The following is a 20754-nucleotide window of genomic DNA, read 5'->3' on the forward strand; positions in this document are numbered from 1 at the left end:
GTCAGTGCGCGCCGGGCTTTACGGCCATCAGGGCCGCGTATTTCGCCTTGAACGCGCCCAACGCCGGGCCCGAGAGCTGCGCCATGCTCGAGAAGGACATCGAGCGCGGGTTCACCGCGACGCCGTTCTTCCAGACTTCCCAGTGGAGATGCGGGCCGGTCGACAGGCCGGTCGAGCCGATATAGCCGATCACCTGGCCGGCCGAGACGCGGGTGCCGGCGCGGACCGCGATCCGGCTCATATGGCCATAGCCGGTGCCGATGCCGCCGGCATGGGCCAGCTTCACGAAATTGCCGTAGCCGGCGTTGCGACCGGCAAAGGCGACGACGCCGCCGATCGCGGCACGGATCGGCGCACCATAGGGGGCGCCGATATCCAACCCCTTGTGAAAGCGTGTAAAACCGAGCAGCGGATGCCGGCGCAGCCCGAAGCCGGACGTGATGCGGCCGCCGACCGGCATGCCCATCGCGCCGCGGCGCTCCGACTGGCCGGACGCCTCATACCATTGGCCGTCGGTCCATTTGATCAGCTGGGTTTTCTTGCGGCCCTGATCGAGCCCGGCAAACAGCAGATTGCCGAGTTGGACCTCGCCGGTTGCGGCGCGGGCCTGCTCCATGATGATATCGAACCGGTCCGCCGCGCCGACATCGCGCCCGACCGACAGCCGCGTCGCGACTGCCTTGATATACGTCTCGACCACCTTGGCGGGAACGCCCGCGGCCCGCGCCGACCGGTAGAGGCTGCGGCCGACCAGGCCCTGATAGCGGGCGGGCGTGTGATCGATCACGATCGGATGGCGGATCAGCGCCAGGGTGCCGTCGGTGCGGGAAACCGTGAGGTTGAGATCGAAACGCGCGCGAAACGACAGCTGGTTGAGCGGCCGGGCGACGTCGCGGCTCGGCCGGCGCCCCAGCGTCATGTCGATCGGCGTGCCGGCCTTGATATCGCCAAGCGCGACCGCATCGGAGACGAGCCGTGCGGTGGCGCTTGCATCGCCTTCGGACACGCCGGCCCGCCGCAGGAGGCCAGTGAAGCTGTCGCCCGTGCCGAGCAGAGCCGTGAGATCGACGATCGGGCGCTCCGGCGTCTCGGCAAGCGGTGCGACAAGATCGTTCGCTGCCATGTGGCGCCCGGTGTCGCTGCCCCAGGCGAGCGGCGCGATCGATTGCGCGCGCGCTTCGTCCCAGGCGGTCCCATCGAGTGGCGCCGGCACGCCCCCCACGATCGTGGTGTCGAAGCCGGGCGCGAGCAGCCAGCTCACGGCGCACAAGGCAGTGCAGGTCGCCGCACCGCGCCACCAGTCGAGCGAGCCGATCCGCGATCCGAGATCGGGTGCCCAGTCGATTCGGGCTATGCCGTCGCGCAGGCGATCGAGCGGACCAGGCGCGGCCACCGGCACGAAAGCCCGGCCGAACGACAGGGTGGCGGTGCCTCCCGCCTGATCCGAACCATGATCGTTGCGCAAAAACAAAGGCTATGGGCCCCCAAGGTCACCGCGCCGTCTTCAAAAAGCCCCCCGGCGCGTCGGGATGACTGTGGCGAGAAAGTCCTAAAGTCAAATTAAGGAATGTTTCGCGCCGGCTATGGCGCGCCGAAGCGTTGTGGTCTTGCGGCAAAAGGACATACCCGCCGAATCCATTAACCATTCGATATGGTTAGCGAAGTTTTTGGCCAAGGTCGGTTGCGCGCCGCGCGCGGGCACGCAATGTATCGGTCATCATGAACCGCGCCACCGAACGCCCCGTCACCGCGGTGCTGGGCCCGACCAACACCGGCAAGACCCATTTGGCGGTCGAGCGGCTGTGCGGCCATTCGAGCGGGATGATCGGCTTTCCGCTGCGCCTGCTCGCCCGCGAGGTCTATGACCGGGTGGTGAAGATCAAGGGCGCCAACCAGGTCGCGTTGATCACCGGCGAGGAGAAGATCGTCCCGAAGGACGCGCGCTGGTTCCTCTGCACGGTCGAGTCCATGCCGGTGGATCGCGACCTGGCCTTTGTCGGAATCGACGAGGCGCAGCTCGGCGCCGACCCGGAGCGCGGCCATGTCTTCACCGACCGCATCCTGCGCGCGCGGGGCCGCGAGGAGACGATGATCCTCGGCTCCGAAGCGTTGCGGCCGATGCTCAAGGCGCTGGTGCCGGGGATCGACATCCTCAACCGGCCGCGCTTCTCGACGCTCAGCTATGCCGGTGCGCGAAAGATTTCCCGCCTGCCCAAGCGCTCCGCGATCGTCGCCTTCTCGGCCGAGGAAGTCTATGCCGTGGCCGAGATGCTGCGCCGGCTGCGCGGCGGCGCAGCCGTAGTGATGGGCGCGCTCTCGCCCCGCACGCGCAACGCCCAGGTGGCGATGTTCCAGGCCGGGGAAGTCGATTATCTCGTCGCGACCGACGCGATCGGCATGGGCCTCAACATGGATGTGGCGCATGTCGCCTTTGCCAGCCTCGACAAGTTCGACGGCCATCGCCAGCGCCGGCTGACCGTCGCCGAGATGGCGCAGATCGCCGGGCGGGCGGGCCGCCACCAGCGCGACGGCACGTTCGGCGCGCTGGTCGAGGAGGGGCCGGGCGCCTTCACGCCGGAAGAAGTGCTGGCGATCGAGGAGCACCGCTTCCCGCGGCTCGACTTCCTCTACTGGCGCGACGGCGATCCCGACATGGCGAGCATCGACGCGCTGATCGCCAGCCTCGAGGCGCGGCCGGTCGAGCGCGTGCTGCGCGCCGCCCCGCAGGCGACCGATCTCGCGGTACTCAAGCGCCTCGCCGAGGAGGATTGGGTGCGCGACCGGGTCCGATCGCCGGCGATGGTGAAGCGCCTGTGGGCGGCGGCGGGCCTGCCCGATTTCCGCAAGCTCGGCGTCGATCCGCATGCGCGCTTCGCCGGGCGGGTATTCGGGCATCTCAGCGAGGGCACCGGCCATATCCCGCATGTCTGGTTCGCCGAGGAGATCGCCCGGCTCGACAATGTCGCGGGCGATGTCGAGACGCTCGCCGGCCGCATCGCCGCGGCCCGCAGCTGGGCCTATATCGCCAACCGCCCCGACTGGCTGGCCGATCCGGCGCATTGGGCAGGCCGCGCGGCCGCGGTCGAGGAGCGGCTGTCCGACGCGCTCCACCTCAGCCTGACGCAGCGCTTCGTCGACAAGCGCACGACCATGTTGCTGCGCCAGATCGGCGCCGATCGCGGTGCGCTGCCCGTCACGATCGGGCCCGAGGGCGAAGTGATGGTCGAGGAGCATGCCATCGGGCGGCTCGACGGGTTCCGCTTCACCGTCGCAACCGATGCGCGCCACAGCGACAAGCGCCTGCTGCTCGCCGCCGCCGAACGTCGCCTCGGTGACGAGCGGGCGCGGCGTGGCGAGCAGCTCGCGACCGCTGCCGACAACGCGCTGGTGGTGGACGACAGCGGCCGGCCGGCGATCCTGTGGGAGGGGCTTGCGGTCGCCGAGCTGGCGGCCGGGCCGACGCTCGCCCGCCCCCGCGTGATCCTGGATCGCGCGCTCGACTGCCTTGATCGCCCGCTGCAACTCCGCATCCGGGCACGGCTGGAGACCTGGCTGGCCGCGCAGCTCGTCCAGCGCGTGCCGGGCCTCGTTTTGCTCGATGCCGTGCAGCGCGAGACGGCTGCGCTGCCGGCGCTCCGCGCGGTCGCGGCGGCGCTGGTGGACGCCGGCGGCATCGCGGCGCGGGCCGGGATCCACATTGCGGTCGACGCGCTCGATCCGCCTGCCCGCAAGCGGCTGCGGGCGATGGGCGTGACGATCGGCGCGCTCGACCTGTTCGACCAACGGCTGCTGAAGCCCGGCGCCGCGCGCTGGCGGCGTATCCTGATCGCGGCCCAGGCCGGCCGGCCGCCCGACGCAGCGCCGCCGGATGGGGCGACCGTGCTCGATCGCGCCGTGCCGGGCGCAAGGCTGGCCGACGGCTATCGCCCGCTCGGCCCTCAGGCGGTGCGGGTCGACCTGGTCGATCGCATCGCCCGCGCGGCGCATGATGCGCGGGCGGGCCGCAAGCCCTTCGCGCCCGATCCGGCGCTCGCGACTTCGATCGGCGTCAGCCCCGAGACGCTCCAGCGATTGATGGCGGCGCTCGGTTTCCGCACCGCGCCGGCGCAGGACGGCGCGCCCCGCTGGGTGTGGCGCGGGCTGACGCGCGCAGCGGTCGCGCCGCCGCCGCGCGACAACGCCTTTGCCGCGCTGGCGGGATTCCGCACAAAACATGGGTGAAGAGAGGCATGGCTGAGGATCGGCGTGGCTGAAGGCGAGACGATGCGGCTCGACCGGTTCCTGTGGTTCGCGCGGTTCGCGAAGACCCGCAGCGCGGCGCAGAAGATCGCGGCGCAGGGCCGGCTACGGCTTGACGGGCGCGCGATCGATCGGGCCCATGCGACCGTCCGGATCGGCAGCGTTCTGGCCTTCATGCAGGGGACGCAGGTGCGCGCGATCCGGGTCGAGGCGCTCCCGCCACGGCGAGGGCCAGCACCCGAGGCGCGAGCCTGCTACACCGATCTGATGAGTGAGAATGCCTCGCATCAACCTTCGGGCGATTGACGGCAGCGGCAGCGGGGCATAGCAGACGGGCGTTTCGTCGGACCCGGGTTCCCGGATGGAGAGTACGCAATGACCTACGTCGTCACCGATGCCTGCATCAAGTGCAAGTACATGGACTGCGTCGAGGTCTGTCCCGTCGACTGCTTCTACGAGGGCGAGAACATGCTGGTGATCAATCCCAGCGAGTGCATCGATTGCGGCGTGTGCGAGCCTGAGTGCCCGGCCGAGGCGATCCTGCCGGATACCGAAAGCGGCCTCGAGCAATGGCTCGAGCTGAACAACAGCTTTTCGGCTGAATGGCCCAACGTCACGCGCAAGAACAACCAGACGCCGGAAGATGCCGACGAGCACAAGGGAGAAACCGGCAAATACGACAAGTTCTTCTCGCCCGAACCCGGCAAGGGCGACTGATTCGAGCGACTTTTCCGTCGCTTTCGTACCATTTTCGCTGCCACCGCCCCGCTTTGGGCGGGGTGTGGCTGGTAATTTTATTACGACTCTGCTACATGGGCTGAGACGGAGGCGCGGATTCGCGCCATCCGGCTGGAGACGTTTAAATCAACACCCCCTTATCGCGCGCACGCAATTCCACTGCCGCCGCGCACCCTCAGGGGAACCAGTCCACGGAAAGGCTCAACGGAATGGCTGCCAAGGCGCTGTCCTTCGACGTCGGCGATTATGTCGTTTACCCCAAGCACGGCGTTGGCCGTGTCATTGAACTGCAGCGGCAGGAAATTGCCGGCATGCAACTCGAACTCTACGTACTCCGTTTCGAAAAGGAGCGCATGACGCTCCGCGTACCGACCAACAAGGCCGAGAGCGTCGGCATGCGCAAGCTGTCGTCGGACAAGACGCTGCGCGAGGCGCTCGACACGCTGACGGGCAAGCCGCGGGTCAAGCGGACCATGTGGTCGCGCCGTGCGCAGGAATATGAGGCCAAGATCAATTCGGGCGACCTGGTGTCGATCGCCGAAGTGGTCCGCGATCTGTTCCGCGCCGACGACCAGCCCGAGCAGAGCTATTCGGAGCGCCAGATCTTCGAAGCGGCGACCAGCCGTCTCGCGCGCGAACTCGCCGCGATGGAGCAGGTCGACGAGCCGACCGCACAGGAAAAGATCCTCGAGATCCTGCGCAAGGCAGCGGCCATCCACAACAAGGACAAGGTTGCCGTCTGAACGCGGCTTCCGGACCGGGAAACACGAAGGGGCGGCCGGCAACGGTCGCCCCTTTTCGGTTGCGTGCCTTCCTCGTGTGTGTTATGTGAACAACACACGTAGGGAGGATTCCATGCCACTTGTTGCCCCGGTCGTTGCCTTGCTCGCGGCATTGCCGCTGGCGGCCTGCTCGTTCCATTCGGACGACAGCGATTCCAGGCCCGGCGTCGCCGGCGCCGGCAGCGGCACCACGCGCAGCTTCGCCGTCACCGATTTCAGCGGAGTCGATCTGCGCGGCGCCGACAATGTCGACGTCCGTGTCGGCACTGGTTTTTCAGTGCGCGCCGAAGGGCCGTCCGATCAGCTCGACAGGCTCAAGATCGAAAAGGTCGGCACCACGCTGCGCGTCGGGCGGGTCAATACCCTTGGCTTCAACTGGGGCAGCGGCGATCAAGGCAGCGTAACCATCTTCGTGACGATGCCGCGCATCGCCGAGGCAAGCATCGCCGGATCGGGCGACATGGCGATCGACCGGGTCGAGGGCCAGAACTTCACCGGCGCCACCGCCGGTTCGGGTGATCTCGATGTGGCCGCGCTCAACGTGCAGAGCGGCGACTTTTCGATCGCCGGATCGGGCGACATGCGCATGAAGGGCAGCGCCAAGCAACTGAAGCTGAACATCGCCGGATCGGGCAATATCGATGCCCGGGGCGTGAAGGCGGAAGGGGCCGACGTTGCGGTCGCCGGATCGGGCAACGTCCGCGCCGACGTCACCGGCCCGGCGCGGGTGTCGGTGATGGGCTCGGGCGATGTCGATCTCGGCACCGGGGCGCAATGCACCACCTCGAAAATGGGCTCTGGCGACGTGCATTGCGGCGGGTGACCGCGCGGACTTGCAACGGGCAATGATTGGCGCGATGCCGGGCGGATGAAGCTCCACCCCCTGCTCCGGTGCCTCGCAACGGTCGCGCTCGCCCTGCCGCTCGGTTCCGCGAATGCGGCCGAGCGAACCTATTCAGTGAGCAACTTCGACCGCATCCGCGTCGAGGGCCCGTTCCAGGTGCGGCTTACCACCGGCAAGTCGCCCGGGGCACGGGCCGAGGGCGCGCCGCAATCGACCGACGGGCTCGTCGTCCGGGTCGAGGGGGCCACCCTGGTCGTGCGGGCGGGCGTCAACGGCTGGGGCGAGCAGCCCGTCGCCGGCGACGAGGGCGCGCCGGTGATCAGCGTATCGACACCGGCAATCCGCGGGGCCGCGCTGATCGGCGGCGGCCGCCTGACCATCGACGGCGCGATCAAGGGTCAGCGCATCGATCTCTCGCTCAACGGCAGCGGATCGCTCGACGCACCCGGGCTTGAGGCCGATCAGCTCACCGCGGCGATGGTCGGCGCGGGCAGCATGAAGCTGGGCGGACGCGCCGCCAAGGTGCGGCTGATGAACACCGGATCGGGCACCCTCGACGCCGTGCCGCTGAGCGCGGGTGACCTCATCGCCATTCTCGACGGGCCCGGTGAGCTGCGCGCCTCGGCCCGTTCCACCGCCACGGTCACCACCACCGGCCTCGGCGCCGCGACGGTCTATGGCAAGCCAGCCTGCACCGTGAAGGCAGTCGGCGGCGGCCCGGTCAGCTGCGGCAAGCTGACGGCGCCCTGAGCCGTTTGCAGCTTCGCTGATCGGCACCAGCCCGCTCCCCCACCCGGCCTCCCACTCAGGATATTCTGTGGGAGGCCGGGTGGGGGAGCGGGCTGGTGCCGTCTTGCCGAAAACGACTTTAGATCAGGCCAAGCCCGGCCAGCTTGCCCATCAGCGCCGGCGGCATCTGATCGCCCGATACCGTATCGCCGCCCAGATCGGCCGGCGCATCCGCATCCTCGAGATAGCGCCAGCCCTGGTGCGCGCGCTTCGGCCGGGCCTGGGTGAGGATCAGCGCGGGATCGATATGGATCGCCACGCGACCGCCTTCGGCCTCGCCGAATTCGAGGATCGGCGAGCGCGCGATCAGCTGGTGCTTGATGATCCAGAACAGCGAGCCCTGCCCCATAATCTCCTCGTGCCGTTTCGGCAGATAGCGCGTCGTCAGGAACACCGGCCCGGCTTCGGCGCGCAGCGACAGGCGCTCGGCGAGGAAGTCGACGCTGGTGCAGCCAAAGGCGACCTTGGTAAGATGAAGCGGCATTTCAGGTATTTGGGTGGCCGGCCGCTAACCGCCAAGCCCCCAGAGCGTGGCGAGGCCGAGGAAGAAGAAGAATCCCATCACATCGGTCATCATCGTCACGAACACGGCCGAGGATACCGCCGGATCGACGCCGGCGCGTTCGAGGCCGACCGGGACCAGTACGCCCGACAGCCCGGCGATAAGATTGTTGATCACCATCGCCAGCGCAATGACGATCGCGAGATCGACATTGCGGAAGACGATGAAGGTGCCGAGCCCGACCAGAAAGCCAAGCATGACCCCGTTCGCCGCGGCGATGGTGAGTTCGCGGAAGATCATCCGCTGCGTGTTCGAACTGGTCAGCTGGTTGGTCGCGAGCGCGCGCACCACCACCGCAAGAGTCTGGGTGCCGGCATTGCCGCCCATGCCCGACACGATCGGCATCAGCACCGCGAGCAGCGCGAACCGGGCGATCTCGCCCTGGAATGCACCCACCACCGAAGCCGCGAGCATGGCCGTGCCGAGATTGACGACGAGCCAGGTGATCCGGGTGCGCACCGTGAGCGCGATCGGCTCGTTGATGTCGCCCTCGCCCGCGCCGGACAGGCGCAGGATATCCTCGCCGGCCTCTTCGGAGATGATGTGGACGATGTCGTCGACCGTGATCATGCCGACCAGCCGGCCACCGGCATCGACCACCGCGGCCGAGATCAGCGCATATTTCTGGAAACGCAGCGCAACTTCTTCCTGGTCCATGTCGACCGGGATCAGCGTCTGCTCGCGCTTCATCACATCGGCCATCGACACGGTCCGCGGCGTGCGCAGGATCCAGGAGAGCTGGCAGGTGCCGACTGGCTTGTGCGCCGGATCGACGACGAAGATCTCCCAGAAATCGGTGGTCAGCTCTTCGTGGCCGCGCAGATAGTCGATCGCGTCGCCGACGCTCCAATGCTCCGGCACCGCGATCAGCTCGCGCTGCATCAGGCGACCGGCGGATTCCTCCGGATAGGAGAGCGCTTCCTCGATCGCGGCGCGATCGTCCGGATCGAGCGCGCGGAGCACGGCGCGCTGGTCGTCCTCCTCCATGTCCTCGATGATCGCGACGGCATCGTCGGTATCGAGTTCGGAGGCGATGTCGGCGACTTCGTGCGGCTCGAGCGCATCGATCAGGTCCTCGCGGACATAATCGTTCATCTCGGCGAAGACATCGCCGTCGAGCAGGTCGCTGATCGCCTTGGCGAGATCGGCGCGGCGCTCGTTCGGGATCAGCTCGAACAGATCGGCGATGTCGGCCGGGTGGAGCGGCTCGACCAGCGCGCGCGCGGCCTCGGGATCGCCGCTATCGACGGCGTCGAGCACGGCGCGGACGAATTCGGGCTTCAGCCGGTCGTCCTCGTCGAGCTGCTGCGTTTCGGCATCGTGCTGGGTCAGTTCGGTCTCGCTCATCCTGACCTCCCATAGCCACGCGAAGCCCGGGCTCTAGCCCCGTGCGCCGCCAAAGCCAAATCCGCGCGGGCGCATTTTTACGGAGCCGGGACGACATGGGCGCCGCGCCCTCGGGCCCAATCTCGCCATTGCGGTTCCGGGAGTCCGTCCCTAGGTGCGGGGACCCATTCTTCAGGAGCCCGACATGGCCGATTCCCCCGAAACCCTTACCCTGACGCTCGACGGCGGCGACGTGACGATCAAGCTTCGTCCCGATCTCGCGCCTCAGCATGTCGCGCGCATCGTCGAGCTCGCCAATGACGGCTTTTACGACGGCGTCGTGTTCCACCGCGTGATCCCGGGCTTCATGGCGCAGGGCGGCGATCCCACCGGCACCGGCATGCACGGCTCCGACAAGCCCAATCTGCCGGCCGAATTCTCCAAGGAGCCGCACGTCCGCGGCGTTTGCTCGATGGCGCGTTCGCAGAGCCCGAACAGCGCGAACAGCCAGTTCTTCATCTGCTTCGATGACGCGCGCTTCCTCGACGGCCAGTACACCGTGTGGGGCGAAGTGACCGGCGGGATGGAGCATGTCGACAACCTGCCCAAGGGCGAGCCGCCGCGCGAGCCGGGCAAGATCGTCAAAATGCGCGCTGCGTAAACTTTCGGCCCCTCCCTGCGGGGAGGGGCTTCTCCCTAGAGCAGGCTGCGTTAAATCCGACGCGCTTCGCCTGCTCTAGATATTTGTTGTCGCATCGTTTTTGCGAAAAACCGGTTCCCACTTTTTCGCACGATGCTCTAGACGCCCGGATCGCCGATCGTTTCGATCAGCCAGTCGTGGAACAGCCTGACCGGGCGCTGCGCGAGCGAGCGCGGGCGGCACGCAAACCAGTAGCTGTACGGGCTCTCCACCTCGATATCGAACAATCGCACCAACCGGGGATCGCGCGCATCCTCGAAATGGCTTTCGTGCATGAAGGCGATGCCGAGCCCCTGCGCCGCCGCCTCGAGCATCAGCGCCCCCGAATCGAAATGGTCGATCGCCAGCGGATCAAGATCGTTGAGCCCCGCCGCACGCGACCAGGCCGTGAAGGTATCGGGCATGTCGCGGTGGACGAGCGCGGTGAGCCCGGCGATCTGTTCCGGGCGAGTGACCGGATCCGGCCCCTCGATCAGCGCCCGCGCGCCGATCACATAGACCGAGTTGCGGTCGAGCCGCTTGGCATAAAGCGCCGGATCGATGTCGCGCGCCAGCGCAATGACGGCGTCTAGCCCGTCACCCAGCCGCGCCAGGCCATGCGCCGCCGTATCGATGTCGAGGTGAAGCTCGGGATGCTTCGCGCGCAGCTCGGCCAGGCGCGGAAACAGCCGCTGCGACGCGAACAGGGGCAGGATGCCGAGCCGCAGACGCAGCACGTCCGTGCCGCTGGTCATCATCTCAACTGCGTCGGACAGATTGTCGAGCGCCGGCGCGATCTGTTGGATCAGCCGCTCGCCATCGCTGTTGAGCACGACTGCCTGGTGCCGCCGATCGAACAACGGCCGCCCGATGAAGCGCTCGAGCGCCTGAATACGACGACTGAGCGCGGGCGGCGACAATGCCAGTTCCTGCGACGCAGCCTTGATCGAGCCGAGGCGCGCCACCTGGACGAACGCCTCGATCGCGGTCAGCGGCGGCAATCTGCGCATGATGATAGCGCTCCCTTATCGGCCCTATTGTGCACTGCGTCATATAGTCTGCGCTTTAAATCTTACCATTGTCCTTCGTGCGATTGCCAGCGCCGATTGCAGCCGGCGCAATCACGACGACTCTTTTCGCACTTGCAGCATAAACTGCTGCGGCGCATATAGAGCAGGCCTTTCAGGCATCCTCTCCTAAAACTTTCAAGGCCGATCCTCCGGGGTCGGCCCTTTTTTTTGCCCGTTGCCAATGGCTTGGAGCAGAGCTGCCGCCGCGGCCCTCGTATATGCGGAACCGCGCCCCTATCTCGCGCGCTCAACGCAGAGTTCTCGAGGAAAAATCCCCCATGGCCGATGGCGAAGCGCCCGTTCGAAAATTACAGGTGGCGAATGCCAGACCGGAAGATAGCGGCCGTGGCCTGGCGCATATGCCGCGCGCGCTGATGGCGGCGCTCGGCATCGGCGAAGGCGACGTGATCGAGATCGTCGGCAAGTCGACCACGCCCGCGCGGGCGATCGCGCCCTATGCCGAGGACGAGGGGCTCGAGATCATTCGCATCGATGGCCTGCAACGCGCCAATGCCGGCGCCGGCTCAGGCGACTTCGTCGAGGTGCGCAAGGTCGAATCGAAGCCGGCGACCCGCGTCGTGTTCGCGCCGGCGCAGCAGAATCTGCGGCTCGAAGGCTCCTCCAACGCGCTGAAGCGCACTTTTATAGGCCGGCCACTGACGCAGGGCGACGTGGTCGCCACGGCGGGCCAGCAGCGCGTCGACAACATGCCGCCCGGCGTCCAGCAGTTCCTGCGCGCGCCGGCTTATGCGCTGCAGGAGATTCGCCTCGCGGTGATCGCGACGACACCCAAGGGCGTCGTCCATGTCGACGAGAATACCGAGATCGAGCTTCGCCCGGAATATGAGGAGCCGAAGGAGGCCCGCCGCGCCGACGTCACCTATGACGATATCGGCGGCATGGGCCCGACGATCGACCAGCTGCGCGAGATGGTCGAGCTGCCACTGCGCTATCCCGAGCTGTTCCAGCGGCTGGGCGTCGATCCGCCCAAGGGCGTTTTGCTCCATGGGCCACCCGGCACCGGCAAGACGCGCCTAGCGCGTGCGGTCGCCAATGAAAGCGCTGCCGAATTCTTCCTGATCAACGGCCCGGAGATCATGGGCTCGGCGTACGGCGAATCGGAAAGCAAGCTCCGCCAGGTCTTCGAGGAAGCGGCCAAGGCCGCGCCGTCGATCGTGTTCATCGACGAGATCGATTCGATCGCGCCGAAGCGCGGCCAGGTGTCGGGCGAGGCCGAGAAACGCCTCGTCGCGCAGTTGCTGACGCTGATGGACGGGCTGGAGGCGCGCGCCAATGTCGTCGTCATCGCCGCGACCAACCGGCCCGAGGCGATCGACGAAGCGCTGCGGCGGCCCGGCCGCTTCGACCGCGAGATCGTGGTCGGCGTGCCGGACGAGCGCGGGCGCCGCGAGATCCTCGGCATCCACACCCGCGGCATGCCGCTGGGCGACAGAGTCGATCTCGATGAGCTGGCGCGGACCACCTATGGCTTCGTCGGTGCCGACCTAGCCGCGCTGGCGCGCGAGGCGGCGATCGAAGCCGTGCGCAAGATCATGCCGCGCCTGAACCTGGCGGAAGGCACGATTCCGCCCGAGGTGCTCGATACGCTCGCCGTCACGCGCGAGGACTTCGTCGATGCGCTGAAGCGCGTCCAGCCATCGGCCATGCGCGAAGTGATGGTCGAGGCGCCGCGCGTCCGCTGGGAGGATGTCGGCGGGCTCGACAAGGCGCAGGCCCGGCTGAAGGAAGGCGTCGAGCTGCCGCTCAAGGATCCCGATGCGTTCCGCCGGCTGGGCATCCGTCCGGCCAAGGGCTTCCTGCTCTACGGCCCGCCGGGCACCGGCAAGACGCTGCTGGCCAAGGCAGTCGCGCGCGAAGCGGAGGCGAATTTCATCGCCACCAAATCCAGCGACCTGCTGAGCAAATGGTATGGCGAATCGGAGCAGCAGATCGCCCGGCTGTTCGCCCGCGCGCGGCAGGTGGCGCCCTGCGTCATCTTCATCGACGAGCTCGATTCGCTGGTGCCCGCGCGGGGCGGTGGCCTTGGCGAGCCGCAGGTGACCGAGCGCGTGGTCAACACCATCCTGGCCGAGATGGACGGCCTGGAGGAGCTTCAGTCCGTCGTGGTAATCGGCGCGACCAACAGGCCGAACCTGATCGACCCGGCGCTGCTGCGCCCGGGGCGGTTCGACGAGCTGGTCTATGTCGGCGTACCCGACAAGGCGGGTCGGCGGCGCATCCTGGCGATCCAGACCGGCAAGATGCCGCTCGCGGCTGATGTCGATCTCGACGAGATGGCCGATCGCACCGATCGCTTCACCGGCGCCGACCTGGAGGACCTGGTCCGCCGCGCCGGCCTGACCGCGCTGCGCCAGTCGCTGTCGGTCACCGAAGTGACGATGGCCCATTTCGAGGAAGCCCTGCAGGAGTCGCGGGCCTCGGTGACGCCCGAGATGGAGCGCGAATATGAGCAGATGGCGGTTCGCCTGAAGCAGGATGCTTCAGCGATTCAGCCAATCGGCTTCATCGCGCCCGGTCAGCTCCGGCCGCGTGGACCGAAGGGATCCGATTAAGGGATCGCGTACGGCCACCCAGGCATAGCCGAACAGGACAATGAGCGCGGCACCCGCTGTCAGATACGGCAGCGCGTGCTGCGCCTCATACAGCCCGATGCCGATCGACGGGCCGAGCACGAATGAGGCGCCGTTGATCGAGGTGACCTTGCCCGCCACCGAGCCCTGCGCCTGATGCCCCACGGCGAGCGATGCGCCCGCGGTGAAGGCGGGCCGGGTAAAGCCGAACCCGATCGAGGCCAGCGCATAGGCAAGCGCAATGCCGTAAAGCGAGGTCGCAAGGCCGGTCAGCGCGCAGCCGATCGCCGCAACGACGAGGCCGACCAGCATCAGCTGGCGCGGCTTCATGTCGAGCAGCGGGATGATGCCCCATTGCACGAGCAGGGCGCCGCCCGCACCCATCATCAGCACCATGCCGGTCGGCTGAAGCGCATCGGCCGGCGCGAGGTGGAGCCGGTCGATCACGAGGAAGCCGATCGCCTGCCCTGTCATGGCCTGGGCATGGCCCATCACCAGACCGGCGATGACCCAGGCGCGGATGCGAGAATCGAAAAAGCCGACCTGCTCGCTGTGCGGCTCGGTCGCCGCGGTAACGCTTGCCCCCGAGCTTTGCCCGCCGATCGACGGATAGGCATTGGCGGCGCCGTGCGTACCCGGTTGCGGCGTCACATCGTCGGGCAGGCGCTTGAGCACGGCGACATAGATGCCGGCGGCGAACAAGGCGAACACGAAGGCCGGGCCGGCAAGGCCGATTTCCACCCCGGCGATGCTGCCGAGGATCAGGAAGGGCGCGATCGCCGGGCCCAGGATCGTGCCCAGCCCGAACGCGGAACCGAGCAGGGTCAGCGCGCGCGTCCGTTCCTCCCGGCTGGTGCGGCCCGCCACCAGCGCCTGGATCGCCGGCGGCGCGGCGGCGCCGAAGGTGCCGTAAATGAGCCGGCCGAGGATGAAACAGATGAAGGCGGCGGTGCCGCTGATCCAGCCATTGATCCCGGCGGCAAGGAAGAGACCGCACAGCAGCAGCGAGCCGGCAAAACCACCCAGCCCGACCAGAATCATCGCGCGCCGGCCGTGCCGATCCGATCGATTGGCCCAATAAGGCGCGGCGATCACCCAGAACAGGGCGGAGACCGAAAAGGCCGCCGCGACCGCGCTGTCGGCGACCTTGAGCGACCGGCCGAGCGCCGGGAGCACCGATTGCAGCGCGGTATTGCCCGCGGCGATCGTCAGCATCACCAGGAACAGCAGGGCAAAATCGCGATTGACCGGCGGGGTCTTCACTCCCTGGTCCACGCGTAGCTGCGCTGGGCCGCGCACACGATCACTTCATACTGGCTGTACCAGCGATCCCGCCCCGCATTGCGGATCGCCGTGTGTTCGGGATGGTCGCGCCACTCCAGCGCGCTCGCTTCGTCGGCCCAGAAGCTCAGCGTGATGCCAAGTCCATCGCTGCCCCGTGCGCTTTCGATACCGCGATAGCCGGGCTGAAGCGCCGCGAGCGATTCCATCGCTTCGGCCGCCGCGGCATAGCCGGCGTCATCCGCGGCGGTGCGGCGGGAAAGGAAGATCACCACGATCTGGCCGGTCCGGTCGTCGCGCATTAGCTTCGCTTAAGCGCTTCGCGGCCCCGTGCAACCCAGAACAAGACCTTCTTCCCTACTTGCGAGGACCCTAAGACTTGAATGTTCGTTGCAGGATTGCGACAGATGCGCATGACGCACGAAAACAAGGATCGCCTGTGACCGTTTCCACCACCGCCGCCCGACGCCAGCGCCGGGCAGCAGCCGGAGTGTCCTCACCCTGGGCCATGTTCCTCAAGGGGTTCGTGAAGCATCCGGTGATGGTCGGTTCGATCGTCCCGTCCTCGGTCAAGCTGATCCGCAAGATGCTCGGGCCGGTCGACTGGGAAAACACCAAATTGTTCGTCGAATACGGGCCCGGCGTCGGCACTTTCTGCCGGCACATCCTGGACCGGATGGCGCCCGACGCGAAATATATCGCGATCGACACCAATCCCGATTTCATCCGCTATCTGCGCCATGAGATCACCGATCCGCGCTTCCTGGCGGTCAGCGGATCGGCCGCCGACGTACAACAGATCGTCAAGGATCACGGCTTCGATCACGCCGACTATGTCCTGTCGGGCCTACCCTTCTCGACGCTGCCGGCCGGCGTGGGCGACGCGATCGGCCAGGCGACCGCAGACGTGCTGCGCCCCGGCGGTGCTTTCCTCGTCTATCAATTCTCCCCCAAATGCCGCGATTTCATCGAACCCTATATCCCGCGCGTCGACCATGCGATGGAATGGTGGAACGTGCCGCCGGCGCAGCTCTACTGGGCCTGGAAGGAATAGCTTCCCGGCCGTCGGCGGTTGCTCAGCGGCTCAATGCCGCTCCGGCCCGAAATTGAGCCTTTTCGTGACGTTGTAATCGAGCACGGTCATCACGAAGAACGCAGCCGCCTGCTTCACGCGTACCCAGGCGTTGGTGCGTGCCTTGTACAGCGCGGGCGTGATTCGTTCGGAATCCGCGACCTCGCCGTCGACATAGGCACGGGCATGTGCGGCAAACGCCTTGTCCTCGATGCGCAACATCATCTCGAGGTTCAGGAACAGGCTGCGAATGTCGTAATTGGCGGAACCGATATACACCACGTCGTCGATCACGAAGAGCTTGGTGTGCAGCTTGGTCGGTTGATATTCGTAGATTTCCACGTGCTTGCGCAGCAGCCCGGCATAGGTGAAGCGCGATGCCCAGATCGCCGCGCCATGATCGTTCTTCGACGGCAACACGATGCGGACGCGCCCGCGCTGGCCGGCGGTGTCGAGCCGCGTGAGCATTCCGGGGCTCGGCGCGAAATAGCCGGCGATCAGATCGACCCGCGCCGCCGCCTCGATGTCGCGCTTGAGCGCACGCGCCCAGGGCGAAAGGCGGCGGGTCGGGCCGCCGAACAGCCAGCGCGTCCGGCCCTGCGGCTCGCTCCACGTCTTCAGCGCGCGACGGAGCGTCCTCAACGGCGCCTTGGGCTGTTTCGTCCAGCGTGACAGCGCGTCGAAATAGCCGGCGATATGGGACGCCGCCGGCCCCTCGATCAGCAGGCCGAGATCGCGCCACGCCTGTTCCGCGGGCGTACCGAAATAACTGTCCTCGACATTGAAGCCGCCGATGATCGCCCGCGCCTCATCGGCCAGCGCCAGTTTCTGGTGGTTGCGCAGCAGGTAACGGCGCCCCCAGCGGGGTACGAACCGGCAGACATCGGCGCCGGCGTCGCGCAGCGGATCGAAGAAGCGGTGCTGCTCGGCCAGCTCGCTGCCCAGCCCGTCGACGATCAGCGATACCGCCACGCCCCGCGCCGCTGCATCGATCAACGCCTGCCGCACCCGCGCGCCTGCCTGGTCGTCGACATAGATGTAATAGATGACACGCAATGTCCGCTCTGCGCGCTCGATCAGATCGATCAGCGCGTCGAGTCGCCGCGGCCCGGTATCGAGCATCGTCAGCCGGTCGCCCTCGACGGTGAAGCTCGGCTGGACTGCGGGTTGGGCCATCGCACTGGAGATGGCGGTACGCGCTGGCCTGCGCAAGCCGCTTTCCTTGACTTCGGCACCGCCGCCGCCTAGATGAATGGCCTTCATTCTATCGTTGTTTGCGAAGGAAGCCGTTCATGGCGCGCGTCACTGTCGAGGATTGCGTCGACAAGATTCCCAACCGGTTCGATCTGGTGCTGTTCGCGGCGCAACGCGCGCGGCAGATTTCCGGCGGTGCCGACCTGACGATCGATCGCGATCGCGACAAGAACCCGGTCGTCGCGCTGCGCGAGATCGCCGAGGAGACGGTGCGTCCGAATCACCTCGAGGAAGCGGTCGTCTCCGGCCTGCAGCGCGTCCAGGTCGACGATGAGGACACGCCCGATGAGATCGGCAGCCTGGCCGCATCGGCCGAGGCGCTCCGCCTCACCGCCGCTGCACCGCCGCGCAACCAGAATCTGGGTGGCGATTACGAAGGCTGAGCCTTCAGATCGATACCGATAGCAAGAGCCCGCGGAGCGATCCGCGGGCTCTTTGCTTTTGAGCAGCCGTCATTCCTCTGCCGGCGCCGCGCGGCCCTTGAAGCCCTGCGCCACCACATACCATTCGGACGAGCCCTTGCGACTCGCCGGTGGCTTGGCGTGCTTCACCGTCCTGAAATTGCGCTTGAGCTCGGCGACCAGCGCCGCATCGGCCCCACCCGCGAACACCTTGCCGACAAAGGCGCCGCCCGGCTCGAGCACATCGATCGCGAAGGCCAGCGCCGCCTCGACCAGCGCCATGGTGCGCAACGCATCGGTCTGTGGGTGACCGACCGTGTTCGCGGCCATGTCCGACAGCACCAGATCCGGAACGCCGCCCAGCGCCTCGGCCAGCGCAGCGGGTGCCTTGTCGTCCATGAAGTCCATCTGCAGGATCGCGACGCCGTCGATCGGATCGACCGGCAACAGATCAATGCCAGCGATCGCGGCCTTGGGCAGCAGCCGGCGCGCGACCTGGCTCCAGCCGCCGGGCGCGATGCCGAGATCGATGATTCGCTTCGTACCCTTCAGGAAGCCAAAGCGCTCGTCGAGCTCGATCAGCTTATAGGCCGCGCGGCTGCGATAGCCCTCGGCCTTGGCGCGCTTCACATAGGGATCGTTGAGCTGGCGATCGAGCCAGCGCGTCGATTGCGCAGTGCGTCGACGCGCGGTCTTGACCCGGACGCGCAGGCCGCCGCCATCCTTGCTCATGAATGCTTCCTCACAGGGCTTCCCCGCCGATCAACCGGCGCAATATGCCTTCGCGGATACCGCGATCGGCGACGCCCAGCCGCTCGGCGGGCCATAAATCCATGATCGTCTCCAGGATCGCGCAGCCGGCCACCACCAGATCGGCGCGTTCGTTGCCGATACAGGGCAATCGCGACCGCTCGGCCAGGCTCATGCGGGAAAGATCGGTGCTGATCCGGCGCATCGAGGCCGCCGGCACGATCAGGCCGTCGACCGCGGAGCGATCATAATGCGTCAGGCCGAGATGCACGCTCGCCAGCGTCGTGACCGTGCCGCTGGTGCCGAGCAGGCGCGGTCGCTCCATTCCGGTCGGCAGCCGCTGCGCGAAGCCGGCGAAGCTGTCCGTGACGAGGCTGCGCATGCGCGCATAGGCCAGCGCCAGTCCCTCGGGCCCTTCGCCGCCGCCCGCGCTCTCCGTGAGAGAGACGACGCCCCAGGGCGCGCTATGCCAGTCAAGCACCACCGGGACCTTTGGCCGGGTGTCGACCAGCACCAGCTCGGTCGATCCGCCGCCGATATCGAACACGAGCGCCGGATCCTCCCCCGGCTCGATCAGCGCCTGGCAGCCGAGCACTGCAAGCCGGGCTTCCTCCTCGGCCGAGATGATGTCGAGATGGATGCCCGTCTCGGCATAAGCGCGGGCGATGAATTCCTGGCCGTTGCTTGCGCGCCGGCATGCCTCGGTCGCGACCGAGCGCGAGAGCGCGACATTGCGGCGCTTGAGCTTGTCGGCGCAGACTTTCAGCGCCGCCAGCGTCCGATCGATCGCCGCGTCGTTCAGCCGGCCGGTGGCGGCGAGCCCCTCGCCCAGCCGGACGATTCGCGAAAAGGCGTCGACCACGGCGAATCCATTGCCCTGCGGCCGCGCGATCAGCAGCCGGCAATTGTTCGTGCCGAGATCGAGGGCAGCGAAATGCCGCGCCTCGGGCCAGCGCGCGCGCGTTGCCCCAGATTTGCCTGGGGGCGGCGCCGGACGGGCAGGCTTGTCCTGCCGGTACGGCATCTTGGGCGAGTGATCCCCCATGCCGTGTATACTCGCTATTATGTTCTGCCGTCGCGGCAGGCCTTTATGACCTGACGTTCGGTGCTTGACGCCACGGGTAGCGCAGGCCGCGGCGCGCGGCAAGCAGCGGCCTGCGCTTGGTTGACAGCCCCGGCCCGGCCCCCTAGATCGCCCCCCACGTTGCCCCGTCGTCTAACGGTAAGACTACGGACTCTGACTCCGTCTATTGAGGTTCGAATCCTCACGGGGCATCCATTCAAGCGAAAAATATCTTTATTTTTCAGTATCTTGCGGAAGTAGCGCCGAGTCTGTTCCCTCGTCCGCTCCCACATCGGCGTCGAGCTGCGCGTTAGAGCTTTAGTTGGCACTTCCAAATCGGTGTGCTGCTCCTGCCGAATCGGCTTCGGTGCCTGCGCGCCGCGATGCAAACAGCGGCACCGAGATCGTGGTCGGAGCTACTTGATCCTATCTGGAGCAGCTGGGGCATTGCCGTACGCGGCCGGCGAATTCGAAACGATAAGTGCTTCCTGGTCATGAGACGGCATAAACACCTGCATAGCCATCAGAGCGAAAACGATCGCTGCCGGTCGCCAGAGCCAGCTGAGTGCGATTGCGAGTGCCATCCACGGGTGGTTGGCCTTCAGAAATTCGGCGATTGACCTGGGCTCGGATTGTCGCAGTGTTCGGAATGTGAACGGCATGGCGGACCTCTCTCTCGAGCCGACATTGCGCGTCCACCTCCGTCATTTGAATCAACAACCGCTGATGCCGGCAACCGAGTGCTGGCATGGCACTCAGTTGCTGGGCGCCGCGGGAGGAAGTTGATGTTTCTAGGTAATGATTTGAAATATCACGGATAACTCTCAGGTGGGCGCCTCCTACCCACCACTTTTCCCACCATGGTGAGTGGGCTTTTCTGGTCCGGCATGGCTCAGCTTGCGACCGCTATGCGCCCCAATCTCTGCCGTTCGAGCAAGCCTGAGCTCATCCCGAAGCTGCCGTCTGTTAATGTAGGTGACGAAGACCGGAGTTGGGTGGAGAACTGTGCCGTCACGCAGTTTGCGGCTTAGCCCATGAGCGGAAAGGGTGTGTCCCGACCGATCGGCCGGGACACTAAGGTGCGCGTTACCAGTTGCGGTGGCCGGTTGAGCGATGCTTGTGATAGCTCTCGACGCGGCCGGTCCTGATATCCATGACCGACCGCTCGCCGCAGCCATCGCCATGGCTGGTTTGCTTGGTGCATTTACCGCCGCTGTGATGGTAAGTCGTACGACTGTTGCTCATGTGACGTTCCTCTTCCAGTTCACCGGCACCGACCGCCGGCAGTCGGGAGATGCCGCAGGACGCAGCCG

At 66.8% G+C, this 20754-nt stretch carries 20 protein-coding genes and 1 tRNA gene; 11 read left to right on the forward strand and 10 right to left on the reverse strand.

Features of this window, described 5'->3' with window-relative positions; translation table 11 throughout:
* Position 1: 1 nt before the first annotated feature.
* Entirely contained in the window at positions 2–1471 is a 1470-nt protein-coding gene (locus U1769_RS04915) for a M23 family metallopeptidase (RefSeq protein ID WP_332712743.1), read from the reverse strand.
* 248 nt (positions 1472–1719) lie between these two features.
* Between U1769_RS04915 and U1769_RS04920 the strand changes: the two genes are divergently transcribed.
* The 6 genes from U1769_RS04920 to U1769_RS04945 all read left to right on the forward strand — a co-directional run bounded on the left by U1769_RS04920 (position 1720) and on the right by U1769_RS04945 (position 7353).
* Entirely contained in the window at positions 1720–4221 is a 2502-nt protein-coding gene (locus U1769_RS04920; RefSeq protein WP_332712746.1) for a helicase-related protein, read from the forward strand.
* A 42-nt stretch (positions 4222–4263) separates the two neighbouring features.
* Complete coding sequence (locus U1769_RS04925) at positions 4264–4545, forward strand: RNA-binding S4 domain-containing protein (protein ID WP_332713672.1); 282 nt, start codon at positions 4264–4266, stop codon at positions 4543–4545.
* Positions 4546–4614: 69 nt separating this feature from the next.
* Complete coding sequence (gene fdxA / locus U1769_RS04930; RefSeq protein ID WP_332712749.1) at positions 4615–4956, forward strand: ferredoxin FdxA; 342 nt, start codon at positions 4615–4617, stop codon at positions 4954–4956.
* Between the two features lie 230 nt (positions 4957–5186).
* A complete protein-coding gene (locus tag U1769_RS04935; RefSeq protein ID WP_332712752.1) occupies positions 5187–5720 on the forward strand; it encodes a CarD family transcriptional regulator in 534 nt (177 codons plus the stop codon).
* Between the two features lie 112 nt (positions 5721–5832).
* Positions 5833–6582 carry a head GIN domain-containing protein gene (locus U1769_RS04940; protein ID WP_332712755.1) on the forward strand — a complete coding sequence of 250 codons (750 nt, stop codon included), beginning with the start codon at positions 5833–5835 and terminating at the stop codon, positions 6580–6582.
* A gap of 45 nt (positions 6583–6627) precedes the next feature.
* Complete coding sequence (locus U1769_RS04945) at positions 6628–7353, forward strand: head GIN domain-containing protein (RefSeq protein ID WP_332712757.1); 726 nt, start codon at positions 6628–6630, stop codon at positions 7351–7353.
* A gap of 118 nt (positions 7354–7471) precedes the next feature.
* On the opposite strand, the gene U1769_RS04950 is transcribed toward U1769_RS04945, so the two are convergent.
* Together U1769_RS04950 and mgtE are read right to left on the reverse strand one after the other, a co-directional pair.
* Entirely contained in the window at positions 7472–7876 is a 405-nt protein-coding gene (locus U1769_RS04950) for a DUF1489 family protein (RefSeq protein ID WP_332712760.1), read from the reverse strand.
* A gap of 24 nt (positions 7877–7900) precedes the next feature.
* Positions 7901–9301: a magnesium transporter gene (gene mgtE, locus U1769_RS04955; protein WP_332712762.1), complete on the reverse strand. Its 1401-nt coding sequence runs from the start codon at positions 9299–9301 to the stop codon at positions 7901–7903.
* 184 nt (positions 9302–9485) lie between these two features.
* Between mgtE and U1769_RS04960 the strand changes: the two genes are divergently transcribed.
* Positions 9486–9941, forward strand: coding sequence for a peptidylprolyl isomerase (locus U1769_RS04960; RefSeq protein WP_332712766.1), 456 nt, complete (start codon positions 9486–9488; stop codon positions 9939–9941).
* A 137-nt stretch (positions 9942–10078) separates the two neighbouring features.
* Here U1769_RS04960 and U1769_RS04965 read toward each other — a convergent pair whose 3' ends face one another.
* On the reverse strand, positions 10079–10969 hold the full coding sequence (locus U1769_RS04965) for a LysR substrate-binding domain-containing protein (RefSeq protein WP_332712769.1): 891 nt from the start codon (positions 10967–10969) through the stop codon (positions 10079–10081).
* A gap of 338 nt (positions 10970–11307) precedes the next feature.
* On the opposite strand from U1769_RS04965, the gene U1769_RS04970 reads away from it, so the two are divergent.
* Entirely contained in the window at positions 11308–13602 is a 2295-nt protein-coding gene (locus U1769_RS04970; RefSeq protein WP_332712772.1) for a CDC48 family AAA ATPase, read from the forward strand.
* On the opposite strand, the gene U1769_RS04975 is transcribed toward U1769_RS04970, so the two are convergent.
* The gene (locus tag U1769_RS04975) at positions 13531–14835 is read right to left on the reverse strand and encodes an MFS transporter (RefSeq protein WP_332713675.1); all 1305 of its coding nucleotides are present in this window, start codon (positions 14833–14835) and stop codon (positions 13531–13533) included. The genes U1769_RS04970 and U1769_RS04975 overlap by 72 nt on opposite strands.
* Positions 14836–14879: 44 nt before the next feature.
* The gene (locus U1769_RS04980) at positions 14880–15203 is read right to left on the reverse strand and encodes an antibiotic biosynthesis monooxygenase family protein (protein WP_332712775.1); all 324 of its coding nucleotides are present in this window, start codon (positions 15201–15203) and stop codon (positions 14880–14882) included.
* Positions 15204–15340: 137 nt separating this feature from the next.
* On the opposite strand from U1769_RS04980, the gene U1769_RS04985 reads away from it, so the two are divergent.
* Positions 15341–15955, forward strand: a complete 615-nt coding sequence (locus U1769_RS04985; protein ID WP_332712777.1) for a class I SAM-dependent methyltransferase — start codon at positions 15341–15343, stop codon at positions 15953–15955.
* A 30-nt stretch (positions 15956–15985) separates the two neighbouring features.
* Here the strand turns inward: U1769_RS04985 and U1769_RS04990 are convergent, their stop codons facing one another.
* Positions 15986–17149: a phospholipase D-like domain-containing protein gene (locus tag U1769_RS04990; protein ID WP_332712780.1), complete on the reverse strand. Its 1164-nt coding sequence runs from the start codon at positions 17147–17149 to the stop codon at positions 15986–15988.
* A 116-nt stretch (positions 17150–17265) separates the two neighbouring features.
* Here U1769_RS04990 and rpoZ point away from each other — a divergent pair, with 116 nt between their 5' ends.
* Entirely contained in the window at positions 17266–17610 is a 345-nt protein-coding gene (gene rpoZ / locus U1769_RS04995) for a DNA-directed RNA polymerase subunit omega (protein WP_272624204.1), read from the forward strand.
* A gap of 69 nt (positions 17611–17679) precedes the next feature.
* Here rpoZ and U1769_RS05000 read toward each other — a convergent pair whose 3' ends face one another.
* Together U1769_RS05000 and U1769_RS05005 are read right to left on the reverse strand one after the other, a co-directional pair.
* Complete coding sequence (locus U1769_RS05000) at positions 17680–18360, reverse strand: RlmE family RNA methyltransferase (RefSeq protein WP_332712787.1); 681 nt, start codon at positions 18358–18360, stop codon at positions 17680–17682.
* Between the two features lie 10 nt (positions 18361–18370).
* Positions 18371–19423 (reverse strand): Ppx/GppA phosphatase family protein, encoded by a 1053-nt coding sequence (locus U1769_RS05005; protein WP_332712790.1) that lies wholly within the window; start codon positions 19421–19423, stop codon positions 18371–18373.
* Between the two features lie 160 nt (positions 19424–19583).
* On the opposite strand from U1769_RS05005, the gene U1769_RS05010 reads away from it, so the two are divergent.
* Positions 19584–19657, forward strand: a tRNA-Gln gene (locus tag U1769_RS05010).
* An 870-nt stretch (positions 19658–20527) separates the two neighbouring features.
* Here the strand turns inward: U1769_RS05010 and U1769_RS05015 are convergent.
* Positions 20528–20686 (reverse strand): hypothetical protein, encoded by a 159-nt coding sequence (locus U1769_RS05015; RefSeq protein WP_332712793.1) that lies wholly within the window; start codon positions 20684–20686, stop codon positions 20528–20530.
* Positions 20687–20754 lie beyond the last annotated feature (68 nt).

Source organism: Parasphingomonas zepuensis (genome assembly GCF_036663735.1).
Lineage (GTDB): Bacteria > Pseudomonadota > Alphaproteobacteria > Sphingomonadales > Sphingomonadaceae > Sphingomonas.

Bases quoted from the DNA above. Each gene is read 5' to 3' on its own strand.
- U1769_RS04940 (WP_332712755.1), top strand. From the start codon at position 5,833: ATGCCACTTGTTGCCCCGGTCGTTGCCTTGCTCGCGGCATTGCCGCTG.
- rpoZ (WP_272624204.1), top strand. From the start codon at position 17,266: ATGGCGCGCGTCACTGTCGAGGATTGCGTCGACAAGATTCCCAACCGG.
- U1769_RS04975 (WP_332713675.1), bottom strand. From the start codon at position 14,835: ATGCTGACGATCGCCGCGGGCAATACCGCGCTGCAATCGGTGCTCCCG.
- U1769_RS04980 (WP_332712775.1), bottom strand. From the start codon at position 15,203: ATGCGCGACGACCGGACCGGCCAGATCGTGGTGATCTTCCTTTCCCGC.
- U1769_RS04960 (WP_332712766.1), top strand. From the start codon at position 9,486: ATGGCCGATTCCCCCGAAACCCTTACCCTGACGCTCGACGGCGGCGAC.
- U1769_RS04935 (WP_332712752.1), top strand. From the start codon at position 5,187: ATGGCTGCCAAGGCGCTGTCCTTCGACGTCGGCGATTATGTCGTTTAC.
- mgtE (WP_332712762.1), bottom strand. From the start codon at position 9,301: ATGAGCGAGACCGAACTGACCCAGCACGATGCCGAAACGCAGCAGCTC.
- U1769_RS04950 (WP_332712760.1), bottom strand. From the start codon at position 7,876: ATGCCGCTTCATCTTACCAAGGTCGCCTTTGGCTGCACCAGCGTCGAC.
- U1769_RS05005 (WP_332712790.1), bottom strand. From the start codon at position 19,423: ATGGGGGATCACTCGCCCAAGATGCCGTACCGGCAGGACAAGCCTGCC.
- fdxA (WP_332712749.1), top strand. From the start codon at position 4,615: ATGACCTACGTCGTCACCGATGCCTGCATCAAGTGCAAGTACATGGAC.
- U1769_RS04965 (WP_332712769.1), bottom strand. From the start codon at position 10,969: ATGCGCAGATTGCCGCCGCTGACCGCGATCGAGGCGTTCGTCCAGGTG.
- U1769_RS05015 (WP_332712793.1), bottom strand. From the start codon at position 20,686: ATGAGCAACAGTCGTACGACTTACCATCACAGCGGCGGTAAATGCACC.
- U1769_RS04925 (WP_332713672.1), top strand. From the start codon at position 4,264: ATGCGGCTCGACCGGTTCCTGTGGTTCGCGCGGTTCGCGAAGACCCGC.
- U1769_RS04920 (WP_332712746.1), top strand. From the start codon at position 1,720: ATGAACCGCGCCACCGAACGCCCCGTCACCGCGGTGCTGGGCCCGACC.
- U1769_RS05000 (WP_332712787.1), bottom strand. From the start codon at position 18,360: ATGAGCAAGGATGGCGGCGGCCTGCGCGTCCGGGTCAAGACCGCGCGT.
- U1769_RS04945 (WP_332712757.1), top strand. From the start codon at position 6,628: ATGAAGCTCCACCCCCTGCTCCGGTGCCTCGCAACGGTCGCGCTCGCC.
- U1769_RS04990 (WP_332712780.1), bottom strand. From the start codon at position 17,149: ATGGCCCAACCCGCAGTCCAGCCGAGCTTCACCGTCGAGGGCGACCGG.
- U1769_RS04970 (WP_332712772.1), top strand. From the start codon at position 11,308: ATGGCCGATGGCGAAGCGCCCGTTCGAAAATTACAGGTGGCGAATGCC.